Here is a 15,714-nt window from a genome sequence, read left to right on the forward strand (position 1 = left end):
TTTGATGGGTTCAAGAATCGGATACTTTCTAAGATTATGGCTCTGACGGTTATACAACTAATAAACAAACTAAACAATAAGAATATCAACAATTTAAAAACCTGTATTGCTTAAATGCACCACGGGTTAAAGTTAATTGATAAAGGTTACAGAAAGGTGACAAGCAAAAACAAGGCGAAATGTGTTACCTTTGTTACCTTTTAACAATTAGTAATCAATAAATATATGAGAATCAATAAAATATTATTCACACTACTTTTCCTTTCTCTAATGCTTGGTGCTTGTAAGAAGCAATCGTCTACTGTTATAGACAACAAGCGGATAGCTGATTATGATGTGAAATATGCAAAGGGCTTCACAGTAAATAAGATGCAGGACTATACTATCATTGAGGTACGTAATCCATGGGATACAACGCTTCTCTTGCAGAAATATATTTTGGTAGATAGAGATAAGGAAATCCCGGCTAATCTTCCGCAAGGAACTCTTATTAAAATTCCGGTGCAAAGTGCTATAACCAGTTCGACTATACATTGTTCGACTCTAAAAGAAATTGGCGCTCTGGATATAGTAAGAGGTGTTTGCGAGTTGCAATATATCAAGCTCGATGAGATACAAAACGGAGTAAAGAACGGAGCGATAAAGGACTTAGGCTTGGTCAATAAAGTAGATATCGAAACGATAATCATGCTGCAACCCGAAGTCATTTTCACTTCACCAATCAGTGGTCAGAGCTATGGAAATATAGAGAAGGCGAAAGCTCCCCTTATCGAAACAATTGATTATACAGAACCAGATCCTCTGGGGCGTGCCGAATGGATTCGATTTTATTCTCTTTTCACAGGAACAGAAAGTCTTGCAGATTCGCTATTTGATATAACAGTAAAGAATTATAATGAAGTAAAAGCCATCGTTGCAAATGTGACGACACGTCCGACTGTATTTACCGATATGAAATATCAAAGCAACTGGAATCAGCCGGGAGGTAAAAGTTATATGGCTAATATGCTGGCTGATGCAGGGGCCGATTATGTATGGAAAGACGATAGTTCGACCGGATTTCTGCCATTATCGTTTGAAGCCGTATTAGATAAAGCGGGAGAGGCAGATCTTTGGCTTATAAAATACTTTGCACCCGAAACCATGACATATGAGAGTTTGAAGAATGAATTTAAGTCGTATTCGTATTTCAACGCTTTCAAGACACGAAATGTATTTGCTTGTAATACACAGTTCTCTCCTTACTACGAAGATCTACCTATACATCCCGATTGGATATTGAAGGATATGGCTTATGTGTTTCATACCGGTTTGTTTCCTGACTATCAGCCGAAATATTACAGTAAGGTTAGAGAGTAATAAGTCACTCTCTAATTACAAACCATGTATAAGAATCCGGTTCTATGCTAAAGGTTAAATCGGCAGAAAAGTCACGATTCAATTTATAATTCCTCGGGCTGCTATCTTTCTCACTTATAGTTGCGTTATCGGTTAAACCTGTATAGTAAAGAGGAAGTTTAATCGTTCGGGTTATCTTTTCTTTATTCGGATTGTAAAGCATAACGAATCCTCTTTCTTTCAGATTCGGGTCAGCATGCAATATTCCATCCCAGTCGCGACCGTCGGCTCTGCGTAAGTGTATAATATCGGCATTGAGTATATCCCTGTATTTCTTATACCAATCTATTACACCGATTACGGTCTGTTTTGTTTCTTCGGTATCATATAGGCGAGGGCCTCTGTAACATGCCTGTATGCCTGCGCCATAATATTGAAGCATTAAAGCTTCATAATCTTTCAGATGGTCATTCAGTGGCTCTAAAACTGCATCTGATTTCCCTCCGTGATAAGCAGTGAGAGGAACAAATCCCCATCCCATCGAAGGTGTTTTGTCCCAAGTACCATCAAATATATTCTGGCGGTTGAGTATTCGTTGCTGTTCACGGGATAAAGCGAAATTAACCTCTCTGTATCCTAGTGCTATTTTGTTTGCCCCATCGAGGAAATACCAGTCGGGTGCATTTACATATACACCATTCTCGTTCATCCAGTGGAAAAGGCTTTTTTGCATATTCATCTGAGCCCACTGCGAATCATCTAAGCCCTTGTGACCGGGATGTGTTGTAGAAGCGCATACATCGCCCGGATAAGGTCCGTCCATTTCGAGTATATCGAAGCCTGTATTTTTGAAGAAGTCGATAATTGCCTGATAGTATTTTTGACCCCATTCGCTGGCAAAGCAAGGTGCATTACCGAAAAATGCGCCGCCCGGTTTTCCTGTCTCTGCGCTGATAACGTCGGTCTCAGGCGCTATGGTTCTTGAACTGAAGAGCGTATATCCTCCGATTTTCACACCCTTGCTATGTGCATAATCCGCTATCGCTTTCCAACGATTATGATTTTCAGTGGTATTTTCTTCGATGTTCAGATTGCTTCCGAAACTCAAAATAAGAGCTTCGTATCCTGTCGCTGCACATTGATCGATGGCAGTATATACTTGTTTGTCGTCTTTACTCACAAGGTGCATAAATATTGGGTTGCTTGTGGTCCATGGAGCAATAGTCCGATACATCTTTTTAATAGCTAATCCTCTGCGTTCTCTGTCGTAGCTATCCATTAGTAACTCATTCGTACGAACGGATTTAAATGTTTCGTTAGGTAATAAAGTGACATCACTTACTTTTTCAGGGTATACTTCAAGCAGGCAGGGTGTATTGAAATCGTAGTTAACCTGCGATGTATAACTTTTGTCTATTTTCCAATGCGTTGTCTGATCGCTAAGAGGATATTGCATCGAGTTGTTGTATGCGTAATTTGTCTCGATATAAATACCTGCAGGCTTCTTCATTTGTTCGGGTTTGCCTACTACTGCACTTTCTTCTTCGACAACGGCTAGAATTTCGTTAATTACTCTATTAATAGTTACAGATCCGGTGGTATTATTTTTTATTTCGACAGATTTATTAATAAGGGGGATGCCATCATACAGTTCGTATCGAACATATACATCTATACCTTTTAATTCATTTAATGATGATTGATATTTAAAAGATAGAACTTTGCCTGTCGGGGCTTGTTTATTTGCTGTCCAAAAGTCGGTTTTCCAATCGAGGATCAACTTAATATCGTCAATGTTATAAGATACATAATTGAAGACAGAATCACCTTTTTTGAAGCTTTCGATCCATTGGGGTAGAAGATAAGCATTTTCTGTTTGCCCATATAGACCACCTACATAATAGTCTTTACCATTTATATTTACCATCGCTTCAGGTTTTACAGCCCTTAGCAATTGTTGCCCGTTGATGAGGTTTTTATAATCTATACATGCTACATCGGGGGCAATGCGAAAAGAACGTTTTACAAGTCCGTTATATAGAATAATATCTTTACCATTATGACTTTGATAGATCTCGGCTTTGGCACTTTTATTATTTAGTAGCCAATCGGTGGTGGTATTATTGTTATCATTTTCTGTATTCCAACGAGGTAATTGTTGTGCAGAAGAATGAGTGAAAAATAAACATAATAGTGGTAAAAGAATTAAGTTTTTCATAGTAAATCCGGTTTTTTTTTAGTACTAGCAGTTTACAAATATACAATTTGTAAATTATTTATTATTGTAAAAAGTTTGGAGAATGGTGAACTAATAAAAAGACAGGACCAATATAACACTATTAGTCCTGTCCGAATTTACTTTTCTTATGCTTCAATTGCAGCATAAAGAGAACGAATAACTTGTTTAAAACAATCTTTATATATTATTTCAAGTCAAAAGCGACTTTACTCTTAATATCTGTAGACGAAGCACCTACTAAAGCCTCAAATTTACCTGATTCGGCAACCCAATCGTGTTTGTCGGCATCGAAGAAGCTAAGAGCAGCTTTGTCGATAGTGAATGTCACTGTCTTTTCTTCACCAGCTTTTAAACTGATCTTATCAAAAGCTTTCAGTTCTTTTACAGGGCGGGGCAGTGATGATTTCAGATCACTGATGTATAGTTGGACGATTTCTTGCCCGTCTCTGTTTCCAGTGTTTTTTACCTTCACAGAGAAAGTAATCTTATCGCTTTCTGCCATTTCTTTTTTGTCTGCTGTTACCTTGCCATATTGGAAAGTGGTATAGCTTAGACCGTGTCCGAAACTGAACAGAGGTTTGATCTTCTCTTTATCCACCCAACGATAACCGACGAAGAGACCTTCGTTGTATGTTATTTCGCCATTGCCCGGGTACTCACCTAATGTGTGAGCTCCATTGTCTTTTAAGCTGACAGGGAATGTAAACGGAAGTTTGCCCGAAGGGTTTACATCGCCTACTAATACAGAGGTAATTGCATTTCCTGCTTCTGTCCCTAAATACCAAGCTTGAACAATTGAAGGTACTTCATTAACCCAAGGCATTGCCACTGCGTTACCCGAAATGTTTACAAAAACAAGGTTCTTATTAACTTTAACCAATTCAGCTATCACTTTGTCCTGACCATAAGGTAGTCCCAACGATGCGCGGTCATTACCTTCGCAGTCTTGCCCGTCATTTTTGTTTAAGCCTCCAATAAAAATAACTACATCAGCATCTTTAGCTACTTCGCATGCTTCAGTAATTAATTCATCGGCAGAACGATTGTCTGTAATATTTTGACCTGTACCTAATCCATCTTGTCCACCTGATGTTTCACCTACATATCCGCGGGCATATATTATTTCAGCCTCATTTCCTATGCGTTTTTTAATTCCGTCCAAAGGCGAAACTTCATATTTAGCTTTTAGTGAAGAACTACCTCCTCCAACAGTCATTATCTTAATTGCATTCTCACCTATTACAGCTATTTTTTTAGTCTTACTCAAATCGATAGGCAAAATATTATTCTTATTTTGCAATAAGACAATACCATCTTGTGCAATTTTACGTCCGGCTAATGCGTGTTCTTCTGTTGCGAACGATCCCCAAGGACGTTTTGTATCCATCGTAGTGCGGAATACCATGCGAAGGATATTGCGTACTTTCTTATCTACTTCTTCCTCCTTCACTTCGCCCGATTGTAGCAGCTTAAGGAATGGTTTTGCTAAGAAATAATTGTCGTAGGCATTCGAAGCGCCCATTGTCAACCCATCTGTCCACGAACCGAATTCCATATCCAGTCCATGATAGATTGCCTGTTTGGTGTCGTTTACGCCGCCCCAGTCTGATACAACTACTCCGTCGAAACCCCACTCACCACGAAGAATATCATTCAAAAGATATTCGTTTTGGCATGCCCATTGATCTTTGTACTTGTTATAAGCACCCATTATAGCCCATGCTTTACCTTCCTGAACTGATGCTTTGAAAGCAGGCAGATATATTTCGTACAAAGTGCGGTCATCTACATTTACATTTACAGTATGACGATCTATTTCCTGATTGTTCAGTGCGAAATGTTTTACACATGCAGCTACACCATTTGATTGTACGCCTTGTATATAGGGTACAACCATGCGCGAAGCCAATAGAGGGTCTTCACCCATATATTCGAAGTTGCGACCATTTAACGGTGTGCGGTAGATATTAACGCCAGGGCCTAGTAATACATTTTTATTGCGATAACGCGCCTCTTCTCCTATTACTTTTCCATAAAGAGCCGACATATCTGTACTCCACGAGGCTGCAAGGCATGTTAGTGCAGGAAATGCAATACATGAGTCATTGGTCCATCCGGCCTGATCCCATTCGTCCCAAAGCACCTCGGCACGGATGCCGTGAGGTCCGTCGGTCATCCAATTTTCGGGAATTCCTAAACGGGCTACGCCTGCAGAGCTGAATTTTGATTGAGCATGGCATAGAGCGACCTTTTCTTCCAATGTCATACGAGAAAGAGCATCTTCTATTCGCTGTTCTATCGGTTTTTTATCATCTAAATAAATAGGCAGTTTATTTTGTGCCGTAGTATTGACACAGATGCCTATTGAAAATAGAACCAGAAGTGATTTAATTGGTTTAAGCATAATTTATTATTTGATTATTTAATTGCCGAAGTGTTTGTGATATAACTATTTTCCATGTTTTATAGAAAATAACGTGAGTTCAAAATTAGCTTTATTTGATGAGATTTATCCAAATAATTGCTACAATCGAACTCACGTCGAACAGTATTTATACTCAAACTCTACTGCATATTATTTTTTCACAACAGTTAATACTGCTTGGTCGTTTCCTTGACTTAAGTCTACCGTGAAAACATAGATAGCGCCACTTTCAAGAGATTTACCTTCTACAATACCTAAATTGCCGGAGTCTCTTCCATTATCTCCATCTCCGATAAATATAATATCGCTGGTTGTGGTAAGTGTCGTATTTGAAAACTCACCACCCCATCCTTTTTGATGGAAGAACTTGAAATTAATATCGTCGGCGTTCACAGTCTTACCTGCTTCAAGAACGACCTGATATTTTTTATTGCCCATTGGTGCGAAACATAAGGCTCCATCAGGATTCCATCCCACAACATTACTACTTACTGATGGTTTACCTATACCGTCGCCGATTATCCAGATTGCTCCTGTGCCATCAGCTCCAAGAGTAGCTAAATTGCTACCGCTGAGTGCTTCAATGAGGAAGTATTGGTTGCTAAAGTTTGCAGTTATTCTATAATTACCGCTCATGGCTGCGAATGTAAGATTACCATCTGCATCTTTGTTGAAAAAAGATGGATCGATCCACCAACTATCTAAGTCATCGAAACCACCTATTGTAATTTCCTGTCCTTGTGTCAGAGATAAGTCGATTTTGAAATTATTGTCATCTATTCGCTGCATCACTTCATTGTTGATTGTATAAGCAATTATGAATGGAGATGCTTGATAATTAAGCGTATTGAAAACGATCGAATATTCACCTGCATTATAATTAGAAAATGTAATATCTGTTGTTGATCTCAATGCTATAGCATCGCTTTCCCATCCAAAAGTAAGTTCATTACCATATGTACCTACTTTAGGGGTTTTGATATAACCATTAACTTTTTGAGGAAAATTGTCGGTTACTTTATATTGGTACAGTCCAATCCTTTCCATACGGTAATTTCCATTTGCAGTAACAAGTGTTAGATATGGATAATCTGGACGAGAAAGAGGCAAGTCATACGATTCTTCCGTAATGGTAAAATTAATATTTTGCAAAATTAGTTTCAATGTAGCTGTCCCATTTGGAGTATTGGCATTATATGGTATATATATCTTGCCTGAATATTCTCCGTTTGTTTTTGTGCGGATAACTGTTTCAGAAACTTTCTCTTCATCAAAAAACAATTGGGCTTTTACTGTTGATAACGGGATTTCTGCATCTGAGACATCAATAGTGAATTCCAGACTGTCGCCAAACATGGCGCTACCAAATTGTGTTTTAGTATTCAGAACAGGGTTGCCTGGATTATCATCATCGTCACTACACGAATTAAACGTGATAATGGCTGATAGGATTAATATGATATATAAATATTTTTTCATAATACGGATATTAAATTATTTTTTCCATTGGTAAGAGGCTACAGCTTTAGCCGGCACATCATAGCTGAAATTATTTGTACCGTCGTTCAAGACTATCGCTTTCGATTCATTCGTATTGTTGAGTAAAACAAAAGCGTAGGTTCCGTCTGTATTTTCGAAAGCAGTATATGTTATGCCGGAAGCTGTAAAGCCACTAGTGCCGATACGTGTCGCTCCGGGTTTTACTACTGAAGAAAGGTGACCAACAATATAATAATGAGAATTTCGGGTGATTGTCTTATAATCCGATCTGTCTATATCGACAGCACCGTAACATGTCTGGCAACCGCCGTCACGATTAGGTCCTCGCTCACTATCCAGCATTAGGTTCCATACTATTACAGCTTTACACCAGTTGTTGATAGTGCCTAATGCTACCTCTTCCATATCATCCATTAATCGTTTTGTCAGATTATGTCCATCATTCCATGTGCCAATGGATGTTTCTGTAAAGATTAATTCTTTGTCAGGGCGTTTATTGTAAACATCTAGAAGCTCAGCTTTATCACCACCGTAGTTATGGAATGCTGCACCTGTTATAAATTTGGCTGCTGCTGCATCGTCATAAATTTTGATGGGATAATCGTTTTGATCTGCCATGTTATCATAATTATAATTATGATCGAATACATATATTTTTGTATCAAGACCTGCAGCTACTAATTTAGGGCCTAGGGCATCTCTGACAAAAGCTTTTTGTTCTTCCCATCCCATGAAAAGAGAGGCAGAGTTTCCCCTGTTTAAAGGCTCATTCTGAGGAGTGACAGCATCTACATTGATTCCGTTTGCAGCCATAGCTTGTATCCATTTCACAAAATATGTACCATAGTCCTGATAATATTGAGGATTGAGTTGTCCGCTTGTCCACGAGTTATATGGTTGAAGATCTGTCAGATTATTTACCTTCATCCAACGAGGTGGAGTCCAGGGAGAGCCTATTATCTTCAAATTCGGATTAATCGCCAATATTTCTTTCAGAATAGGAATAACGTATTCATTCTCCTCATTTTGTAAAGCGAAGTTTTCTATTCCTTTAGTATCACAGCAAGTGTATTCACTTAACGAGAAATCGGAGCATCCGATTGCAATACGTATATAGCTTTGTCCCATACCTTCTGTTTCGGAAAATGTCTCTTTCAGAAATTTAGTTCTGTCAGCCTGAGCCATTTTCAATAAATTGAAACATGTAGAACCTGTTATTGCCGCACCAAAACCATCCATTGTTTGATAGCGCTTTGTTGGGTCTAGTGTTATTATTGATGGAGACATGCTTGGTTTGCTATTGAAACTTGCAGTCTTTTTGGCAAAATCGAGAGATCTGTTGTTTGTTGTAACATAGATTGTTACATCTCCTTTGCCTGGTACTTCGGGTGTGACTACTGGCGCTTCTGTTGGAGATTCTTTACCGCAAGCTGTCGCTACACATGCCCAGCACATAAGAATGGGTAATATCGTTTTTAATTTCATGTTATTTCTCATTATATAAATTATTTAGGCTTAATAACCAGGGTTTTGAACTAGATTAGGATTTTGGTCGATTGAGCCTTGTGGAATCGGTAGTCTGTACGAATTCTGATCGAAAGGATACATTTGAGGTTTTCGACCCGAATCTTTTGCATATACAGCATTCATCACTTCTTCAACCTTACCTAGTCTAACTAAGTCGTACCAGCGTTGACCTTCGAATGCCAATTCTAAACGACGTTCTTTTAGCAGGGCATTTTCCATTGAGCTTTTGCTGCTTTTATCAGATGAAGAAAGTTTAGCTATCCCTGCACGTGTGCGGATTCTATCTATAATAGTTGCTGCACCGGCTAAGTCCGGACCGTCTTTCATAATTAAAGCTTCGGCTTTTAGTAGCAGAACATCTGCATACCTGTATTTGATAATACTGCTATATGCCGAACGACATTTATACATAAAAGGATAGTTGTCTGACGGATAATAGTTACTCCATGTACACTTATAATATACAATAGACTCTTTATAGCGTATTAAGTCTCCCTCGTTCTCGAATGCCTTGATAAGATCGCGCGAAGGGGTTACCCATTTAGCCCACGTAAAATTATTATTCCAATTTACAAGGTCTCTACCGAACATCCATGTACACCAGTTTCCACTTCCGGAGAAGAATTGTGCTTCTAAAATAGACTCTTTTGTATTTCTGGCTTTGGCATCGGTATTGGTTTCGTTCATGCCAAACAGATCACTAAAATCAGTTACTAAATCTACACCATCCGCTGCAACCTGATCGCAATATTGAATCACTTTGGTATAATCTCTAAGTGGTTTTTCGGCATAAACTTTAGCTAATATTGTGCGTGCTACAGTTTTGGTGAAGATAGTTTTATCTGCAGCATTGTAATCGGGGGCTGCCGCAATAGATTCTAATAAATCTGTTTCTATTTGTTTGTAGGCCTCATCTTCTGTACTCTGCGACGGGAAATATTGTGGATAAACACCTTCTATTGATTCTGAAGTAATATCTTCCGCCTCTGTTATGATAACGGGAATACTGCCCCATAGTCGTACCATATCGAAGAGAATCATTGCTCTGAAAATCCTAGCTTCTGCTTTGTATTGTGCTCTTTCCGAGGATGTCAGTGAATTATCCTGAACATCATCAATGTTACATATTAGCTTATTTGCACGGGCTATATCTTCCAAATATCTGTTCCAGTCGCGTTCGATTATAGAATTAGAGCCTTCTATACTATTGGTTTCGAAAGGCATAACTTCAGCACCGGTTACTCCTGCATACGCATTGTCCGCGTGAGAGTCCGATATAATGAGAAAGTCGTTATACCAATGCTCTTGGCGATCACGCATTCGCTGATATATTGTTACAAGATGGCTTTCTACTGCGGCTTTATCTTTAAAGGCCACTTTTTCTCCACTTTCAGTCACACCTTCAGTTACGTCCGAGTATGTATCAATAGGGTCGTAGTCCAATGAGCATGAAGTATTAGTGAGTATCAGGCACGAACTACATGCCAGTCCTAGAAATATATATTTTAGTTTCATATAGGTTTATTTTAAAATTCGAAATTAATACCAAACACATACGATTTACTATGAGGATAAGTACCCCAGTCTATGCCTTGTACTGCTCCATTATTTCCCCATTGGTTCACCTCCGGATCCATTCCCGAATAATTAGTCCATGTTGCCAGATTGCTTAATGTAAAGTATGGCTGTAGACGGTTTATTCCGATCTTTTTAAGAACTCCTCCTGTGAAATTGTAAGAGAACGAGATGTCTTTAAGGCGTAGATAACTACCGTCTTCGATGAAATAAGTCGAGTTTTTCATATCGAAGCCCGCTTTAGGTACATCGGTTATTTGACCAGGTATTTTCCAACGGTCCAGTACGCGTGTAGATTGGTTTTTACCATCATACATACCTTCTGTTTCAATTCTTGAAGCATTGAAGACATCGTTGCCATACGATCCTTGGATGAATATACTCAGGTTGAAGTTTTTCCATGAGAAAGTGTTTGTAATACCATAGGTAAAATCAGGATTAGGATCTCCAATGTATGTTCTGTCTGTTGAAGATATTTTACCATCTCCGTTCAAATCCCGATACATCAATTCTCCATTTTCCGGATTTACACCATCGCTGATGTAACCGTAAAAACCACCCAGAGATCTTCCCGGTTCGTTGCGTACTACTGTTTCATTTATAACATCGCTTGTTCTGGCATCGTTATATATTTGCTGTAATTCGAGACTCTTCAATTTATTCTTGTTGAATGAAATATTAAAATCAGTATTCCATGAAAATACGCCTTCCAAATTTCGACTACTTACAGTAAGCTCGAAACCTCGATTTGTCATTTCCCCTTCATTACGAGTAATATTGTTGGCTGCTGCTGCACCCGATGGTAATGATACACTCATCAACATATCACTTGTCAATTTATAATAATAGTCAAGATTTATTGTAAGTCGGTTTCTGAATGCTGTAAAGTCGATACCCAGATTGGTTTGTGTTGTTGTTTCCCACCTTAAGTCGGGAGTTCTCAAGTTAGCTTGGCTAATGGTTGGAAGAGAATTTTCTTGTCCTGTAACAAACCACTCTACTCGGGTTATGTTGTAGCGTTGCAAATAAGCATAATCGTCTATACCCGATTGGTTACCTGTTTTACCCCAGCCTCCGCGAATCTTCAAATCGTCGAGCCAGTCAAGTCCTTGCATAAAATCTTCGGAAGATATACGCCATGCTGCCGATACAGATGGGAATGTTCCCCAGCGATAATCGGGGTGCAATTTTGAAGAACCATCTGTTCTTACATTTGCTGTAATGAGGTATTTGCTATCGTAATTGTACGATATACGTCCTAAGTAAGACATAATCCCCCATTTGGAAGCACCAGAACCTGTACCACTATTATCATCATTTCCCCAAGCTATTTTGTTTGCAGCATTCAATGTTTGGATTTGATCGTTACGGAAGTGAGAGCCGTTAATCCAGCTATTACTATAATCAGAGTCGGTCCACGATGTACCAGCCATTACCTCGAATCCGTGCTTATTGATTGTTTTGTTATATGTTGCTACATTTTCAAAAGTCAGTACAGTATTCATGTTTCGCTTGTCAGAAGCTTCTCCGTATTGATTTCGTCCCCAAGCGGTAGAGATCGGATCTAAGAACGTTGTATTTATAGCATTTCGACGGTCAAGAGTAAACGATGATTTCAGGGTCAATTCGGGCATGAATGTTATTATCGTATTACCGGAAGCTAATAATCTATTTTCTTTGTTTTTATTATTTTTACTCCTTTCCATGTTTTCCAATGGATTGGTAATGTTGCCAATACCATAGAAATTATTGTAATATTGATTTGGATTCTCAGGATCCCAAACCGGAGCATAAGCCGGTGTATTGATTACTGATAGAACAACTCCACCACGATTTGCGCCAAGGCCTGTTGTTAATCCATTACTTATATTATCCGAATAAGAAATGTTTGCGTTGAGGGTAAGCCATTTGCGAACCTTACTGTCGATGTTTGCTCTAAAACTATAACGTTTATAGTAAGCTGTATTCAATACTCCTTTTTCATTGAGGTAGCCACCTGATATGAAGTATTTTAATCTTTCGGTTCCATCAGAAATGGAAACTTGGTAGTTTTCCATTCTACCTGTCGAGTAAGCTTCGTCGAACCAGTTTGTTTGGTCAGTCAAGTCTTCAGGTAAAGATATCAGTCCTATTTCGTTTTGTAATTCTCTATATTGAGAGGTATTGAGAGGCTTTATCTTGTTTGTTACTTTACTTGCACTGAATTGTGTATTAACTGTTATTTTAGCGCCATCGGCAGCAGATCCTGCCTTAGTTGTAATTACTATAACCCCGTTCGCTGCACGTGAACCATAGATTGCGGCAGAAGATGCATCTTTTAGTATTTGTAGGCTTGCTATGTCATTTGGAGATAGAAAATTCAGATTGTCAACAGGTACTCCGTCTACTACATATAACGGGTCATTACTTCCGTTGAATGAGGTAGTACCACGAACACGGATCGACATTTCGCCGCCGGGAGCACCATTGGGTTGTATGACTGAAACACCCGCTGCTCGACCTTGTATTACTTGAGCCGTAGATACAATAGGGCGTTGGTCGAGGTCTTGAGTCGTAACACTCGATATGGCAGTCGTAACATCTTTACGTTTAACTGTTCCATATCCGATTACAACTACTTCATCTAACAGTCTGTTTGATTCGTTAAGTTTTACATTCATTTTCTCTGAAGTTGCACGAATTTCAACGGGGTCGAATCCCACGTAGGAGATAGCGATAAGTGCACCTTGAGGTACGTTGGTTAGAGTGAAATTACCATCCATGTCGGTTACAGTACCATTGGTTGTCCCTTTCTGAACGATTGAGACTCCAATAAGGGTTTCCCCGGAAGCGGCGTCGGTTACAGTTCCTTCAACCTGCATATTATTTTGGGCATAAATAGGTACTGAGACCATGCATGCAAATAATAGGCATAAAGTGTAGAAAAATTGTTTTTTTAGTACAATTAGATTCATAGATTCATGATATTAAAATTAGTATATAAGATACGGTTGTCCAAAAACATAAATAAGGTTAAGCATCGTTTAAAAATGTTTTTGATATAGTGAAACTACCTATATAGAGCCTTGTCTTTTTTTTGTGCGGAGAAAAAGTACTAAACTGAAAATGCTAACTACTGTTTTATAGGTAATTAGCATTTATTCGGTGGTGTAAAAAGTACTGACTTATTACTTGTATTTTTTGCTTACCGCTCCAATTTCTTTCACTCTTTCCTCAAATTCGTCACGAGAATCGGCAGCTTTGTTTCTGACTTTTGTGCGGTAATTGTAAACAGTTCTTAAAGAATATCGAAGGAAGCTGGCAATCTTAACACTGTCGGTAATACCTAGACGAATTAGTGCGAATATCCGCAATTCGGTATTCAAAAATTCGCCTTGCTTGGGCAGTATCTGTTCATCGGGGAGAAGCAGGGCATTGAACTCTTCTACGAAGGTTGGGTATATATTTAAGAAGATGGAATCGAAGTTTTTGTATAAATCTTCCAATTCGTTTTCGATCAGTATGGTCGATTTAAGGGCTTTGAACAAATCTTCGATCTTATTGTTTGCTGCAAGTTTGCTCAATGATTTGCGATAATCTTCAAACTTATCTATGTACGTTGAGCACAGATCGAAAAAATGTGCTATATATTCTTCTTTAATATGATTTGCTTCACTCAAACTACTGTTAGCACTATTTAAATCTTCGTTCAGTTTGCTTAGTTTTACATTTGTATGATATAGCTCTTTTCTGATGCGCGACAGTCTTTTCATCTGCCTGTACACATAGATAATACCAATGATAAGAAATACCGATAAGATGCTGATGAGTATTAAATATGATTGAAGTTCTGATTTTTGTTTATTCTCTTTAGCTTGGTATGCTGCATTTATTAACGGATAGAAGGATGATGTTTCGAAAGTTCTGCACCGAACATTACAAAATACAGCATCGTTTATGGCCATTTCTATAAATTTATATGCGAGATCTATATCACCCATGCCATAATACATTAATGCTAATCCCTGTAATGAAGCATTGTCTTTTATCGAGTTTTTGATATCGGTAATAGCAGACATGGATAGATACTTTTTTTGTAATTCTATATTACCGTCTTCTTTATATTTCAATCCGAGCATGTAAGCAATTACCGCACGATCGGCATCTTTATCGGATGTTTTATCTAAAAGAGATAACAGAATTGTTTCGGCCTCATCTCTTTGCCCTTTATAAAATATTTTGGTAGCATAAGTTATTTGGTATAGAGTCGATTGAGTATCAAGAACCATTAGTAAAGAATCGCGGTATAACTCGCTTTTCTTATAATAATTGGCGTTATTGTTGCTTTGCCCATAATGGCTGCAAAATGCATTGTATATTTCGTAATAGTCGGGAAGTTGCTCTTTTATCAATGTAGACCGATCTATATTGTCGAGTATATTCTTGGCTTCTATATATAGACCTTCTGTCGAATATAGCCATGCCAGTTCCAGATTAGCTTCATTCTTAAGATCGAGATTCCCAATCTGATTTGCAATTTTAATATTATCTAAGACATAGGTGACGGCAGAATCCGATATGTATTTTCTATACTCGTTGCACAGCTTACTATTGATCTCATATATTTGCTCAGGATATAAGTTCTTTATAGTCAACATTTGCTTTAGATTCTGTATGTTCTTTTCTTTAACAGCATCATAAGACTCGATGTTATTCAGCGCATTATTTAGTTCCTTGGCTATAGAATCAGTCTCATTCTTAGATGAAATATTGCCAAGTGCAGTAAATAGTAGAATTAGTATAATAATGTATCTTATCATAGTAGTTGTTTGGATATGCAGACCATTTATGGGTTAGTAGTAGAAAATCGTATTGTTATCTCAAGAGGTTATATCGTTTCGTTAACGAGTTGCATAAACAAAGAAAACCCGGACCTCATAGAAGCCGAGCAGATAATTTATTAAAATTAAGGGAACTCTTGTTTGGACGGAATAATATTACTATATATTCTCTCTCTCTCTCTCTCTCTCTCTCTCTCTCTCTCTCTCTCTCTCTCTCTCTCTCTAATAAAACATGGTTAACCTCCAAATTTTCAGCAGAAAAAATGATAGGAAAAGCTGATATATATTGA

8 protein-coding genes are annotated in these 15,714 nt (G+C 38.2%); 1 reads left to right on the forward strand and 7 read right to left on the reverse strand.

Annotated features, from left to right (window positions below; genetic code table 11):
- Nucleotides 1-225: 225 nt before the first annotated feature.
- A complete protein-coding gene (locus G7Y56_RS06090; protein WP_165041946.1) occupies nucleotides 226-1,359 on the forward strand; it encodes an ABC transporter substrate-binding protein in 1,134 nt (377 codons plus the stop codon).
- Between the two features lie 4 nt (nucleotides 1,360-1,363).
- On the opposite strand, the gene G7Y56_RS06095 is transcribed toward G7Y56_RS06090, so the two are convergent.
- From G7Y56_RS06095 to G7Y56_RS06125, 7 genes are all read right to left on the reverse strand, one after another.
- The gene (locus G7Y56_RS06095; RefSeq protein ID WP_185153984.1) at nucleotides 1,364-3,556 is read right to left on the reverse strand and encodes an alpha-galactosidase; all 2,193 of its coding nucleotides are present in this window, start codon (nucleotides 3,554-3,556) and stop codon (nucleotides 1,364-1,366) included.
- A 205-nt stretch (nucleotides 3,557-3,761) separates the two neighbouring features.
- The gene (locus tag G7Y56_RS06100) at nucleotides 3,762-5,981 is read right to left on the reverse strand and encodes a glycoside hydrolase family 3 C-terminal domain-containing protein (protein WP_165041947.1); all 2,220 of its coding nucleotides are present in this window, start codon (nucleotides 5,979-5,981) and stop codon (nucleotides 3,762-3,764) included.
- Between the two features lie 171 nt (nucleotides 5,982-6,152).
- Entirely contained in the window at nucleotides 6,153-7,481 is a 1,329-nt protein-coding gene (locus tag G7Y56_RS06105; protein WP_165041949.1) for a DUF5125 domain-containing protein, read from the reverse strand.
- Between the two features lie 15 nt (nucleotides 7,482-7,496).
- Nucleotides 7,497-8,987 carry a glycoside hydrolase family 30 beta sandwich domain-containing protein gene (locus G7Y56_RS06110; protein ID WP_221412542.1) on the reverse strand — a complete coding sequence of 497 codons (1,491 nt, stop codon included), beginning with the start codon at nucleotides 8,985-8,987 and terminating at the stop codon, nucleotides 7,497-7,499.
- A gap of 30 nt (nucleotides 8,988-9,017) precedes the next feature.
- A complete protein-coding gene (locus G7Y56_RS06115; RefSeq protein WP_165041951.1) occupies nucleotides 9,018-10,544 on the reverse strand; it encodes a RagB/SusD family nutrient uptake outer membrane protein in 1,527 nt (508 codons plus the stop codon).
- An 11-nt stretch (nucleotides 10,545-10,555) separates the two neighbouring features.
- On the reverse strand, nucleotides 10,556-13,498 hold the full coding sequence (locus G7Y56_RS06120; protein ID WP_370457674.1) for a SusC/RagA family TonB-linked outer membrane protein: 2,943 nt from the start codon (nucleotides 13,496-13,498) through the stop codon (nucleotides 10,556-10,558).
- A 273-nt stretch (nucleotides 13,499-13,771) separates the two neighbouring features.
- Nucleotides 13,772-15,403: a DUF6377 domain-containing protein gene (locus G7Y56_RS06125; protein ID WP_185153925.1), complete on the reverse strand. Its 1,632-nt coding sequence runs from the start codon at nucleotides 15,401-15,403 to the stop codon at nucleotides 13,772-13,774.
- Between the last annotated feature and the right edge of the window lie 311 nt (nucleotides 15,404-15,714).

The sequence above is a fragment of the Dysgonomonas sp. ZJ709 genome (genome assembly GCF_011039195.1).
Taxonomy (GTDB): domain Bacteria; phylum Bacteroidota; class Bacteroidia; order Bacteroidales; family Dysgonomonadaceae; genus Dysgonomonas.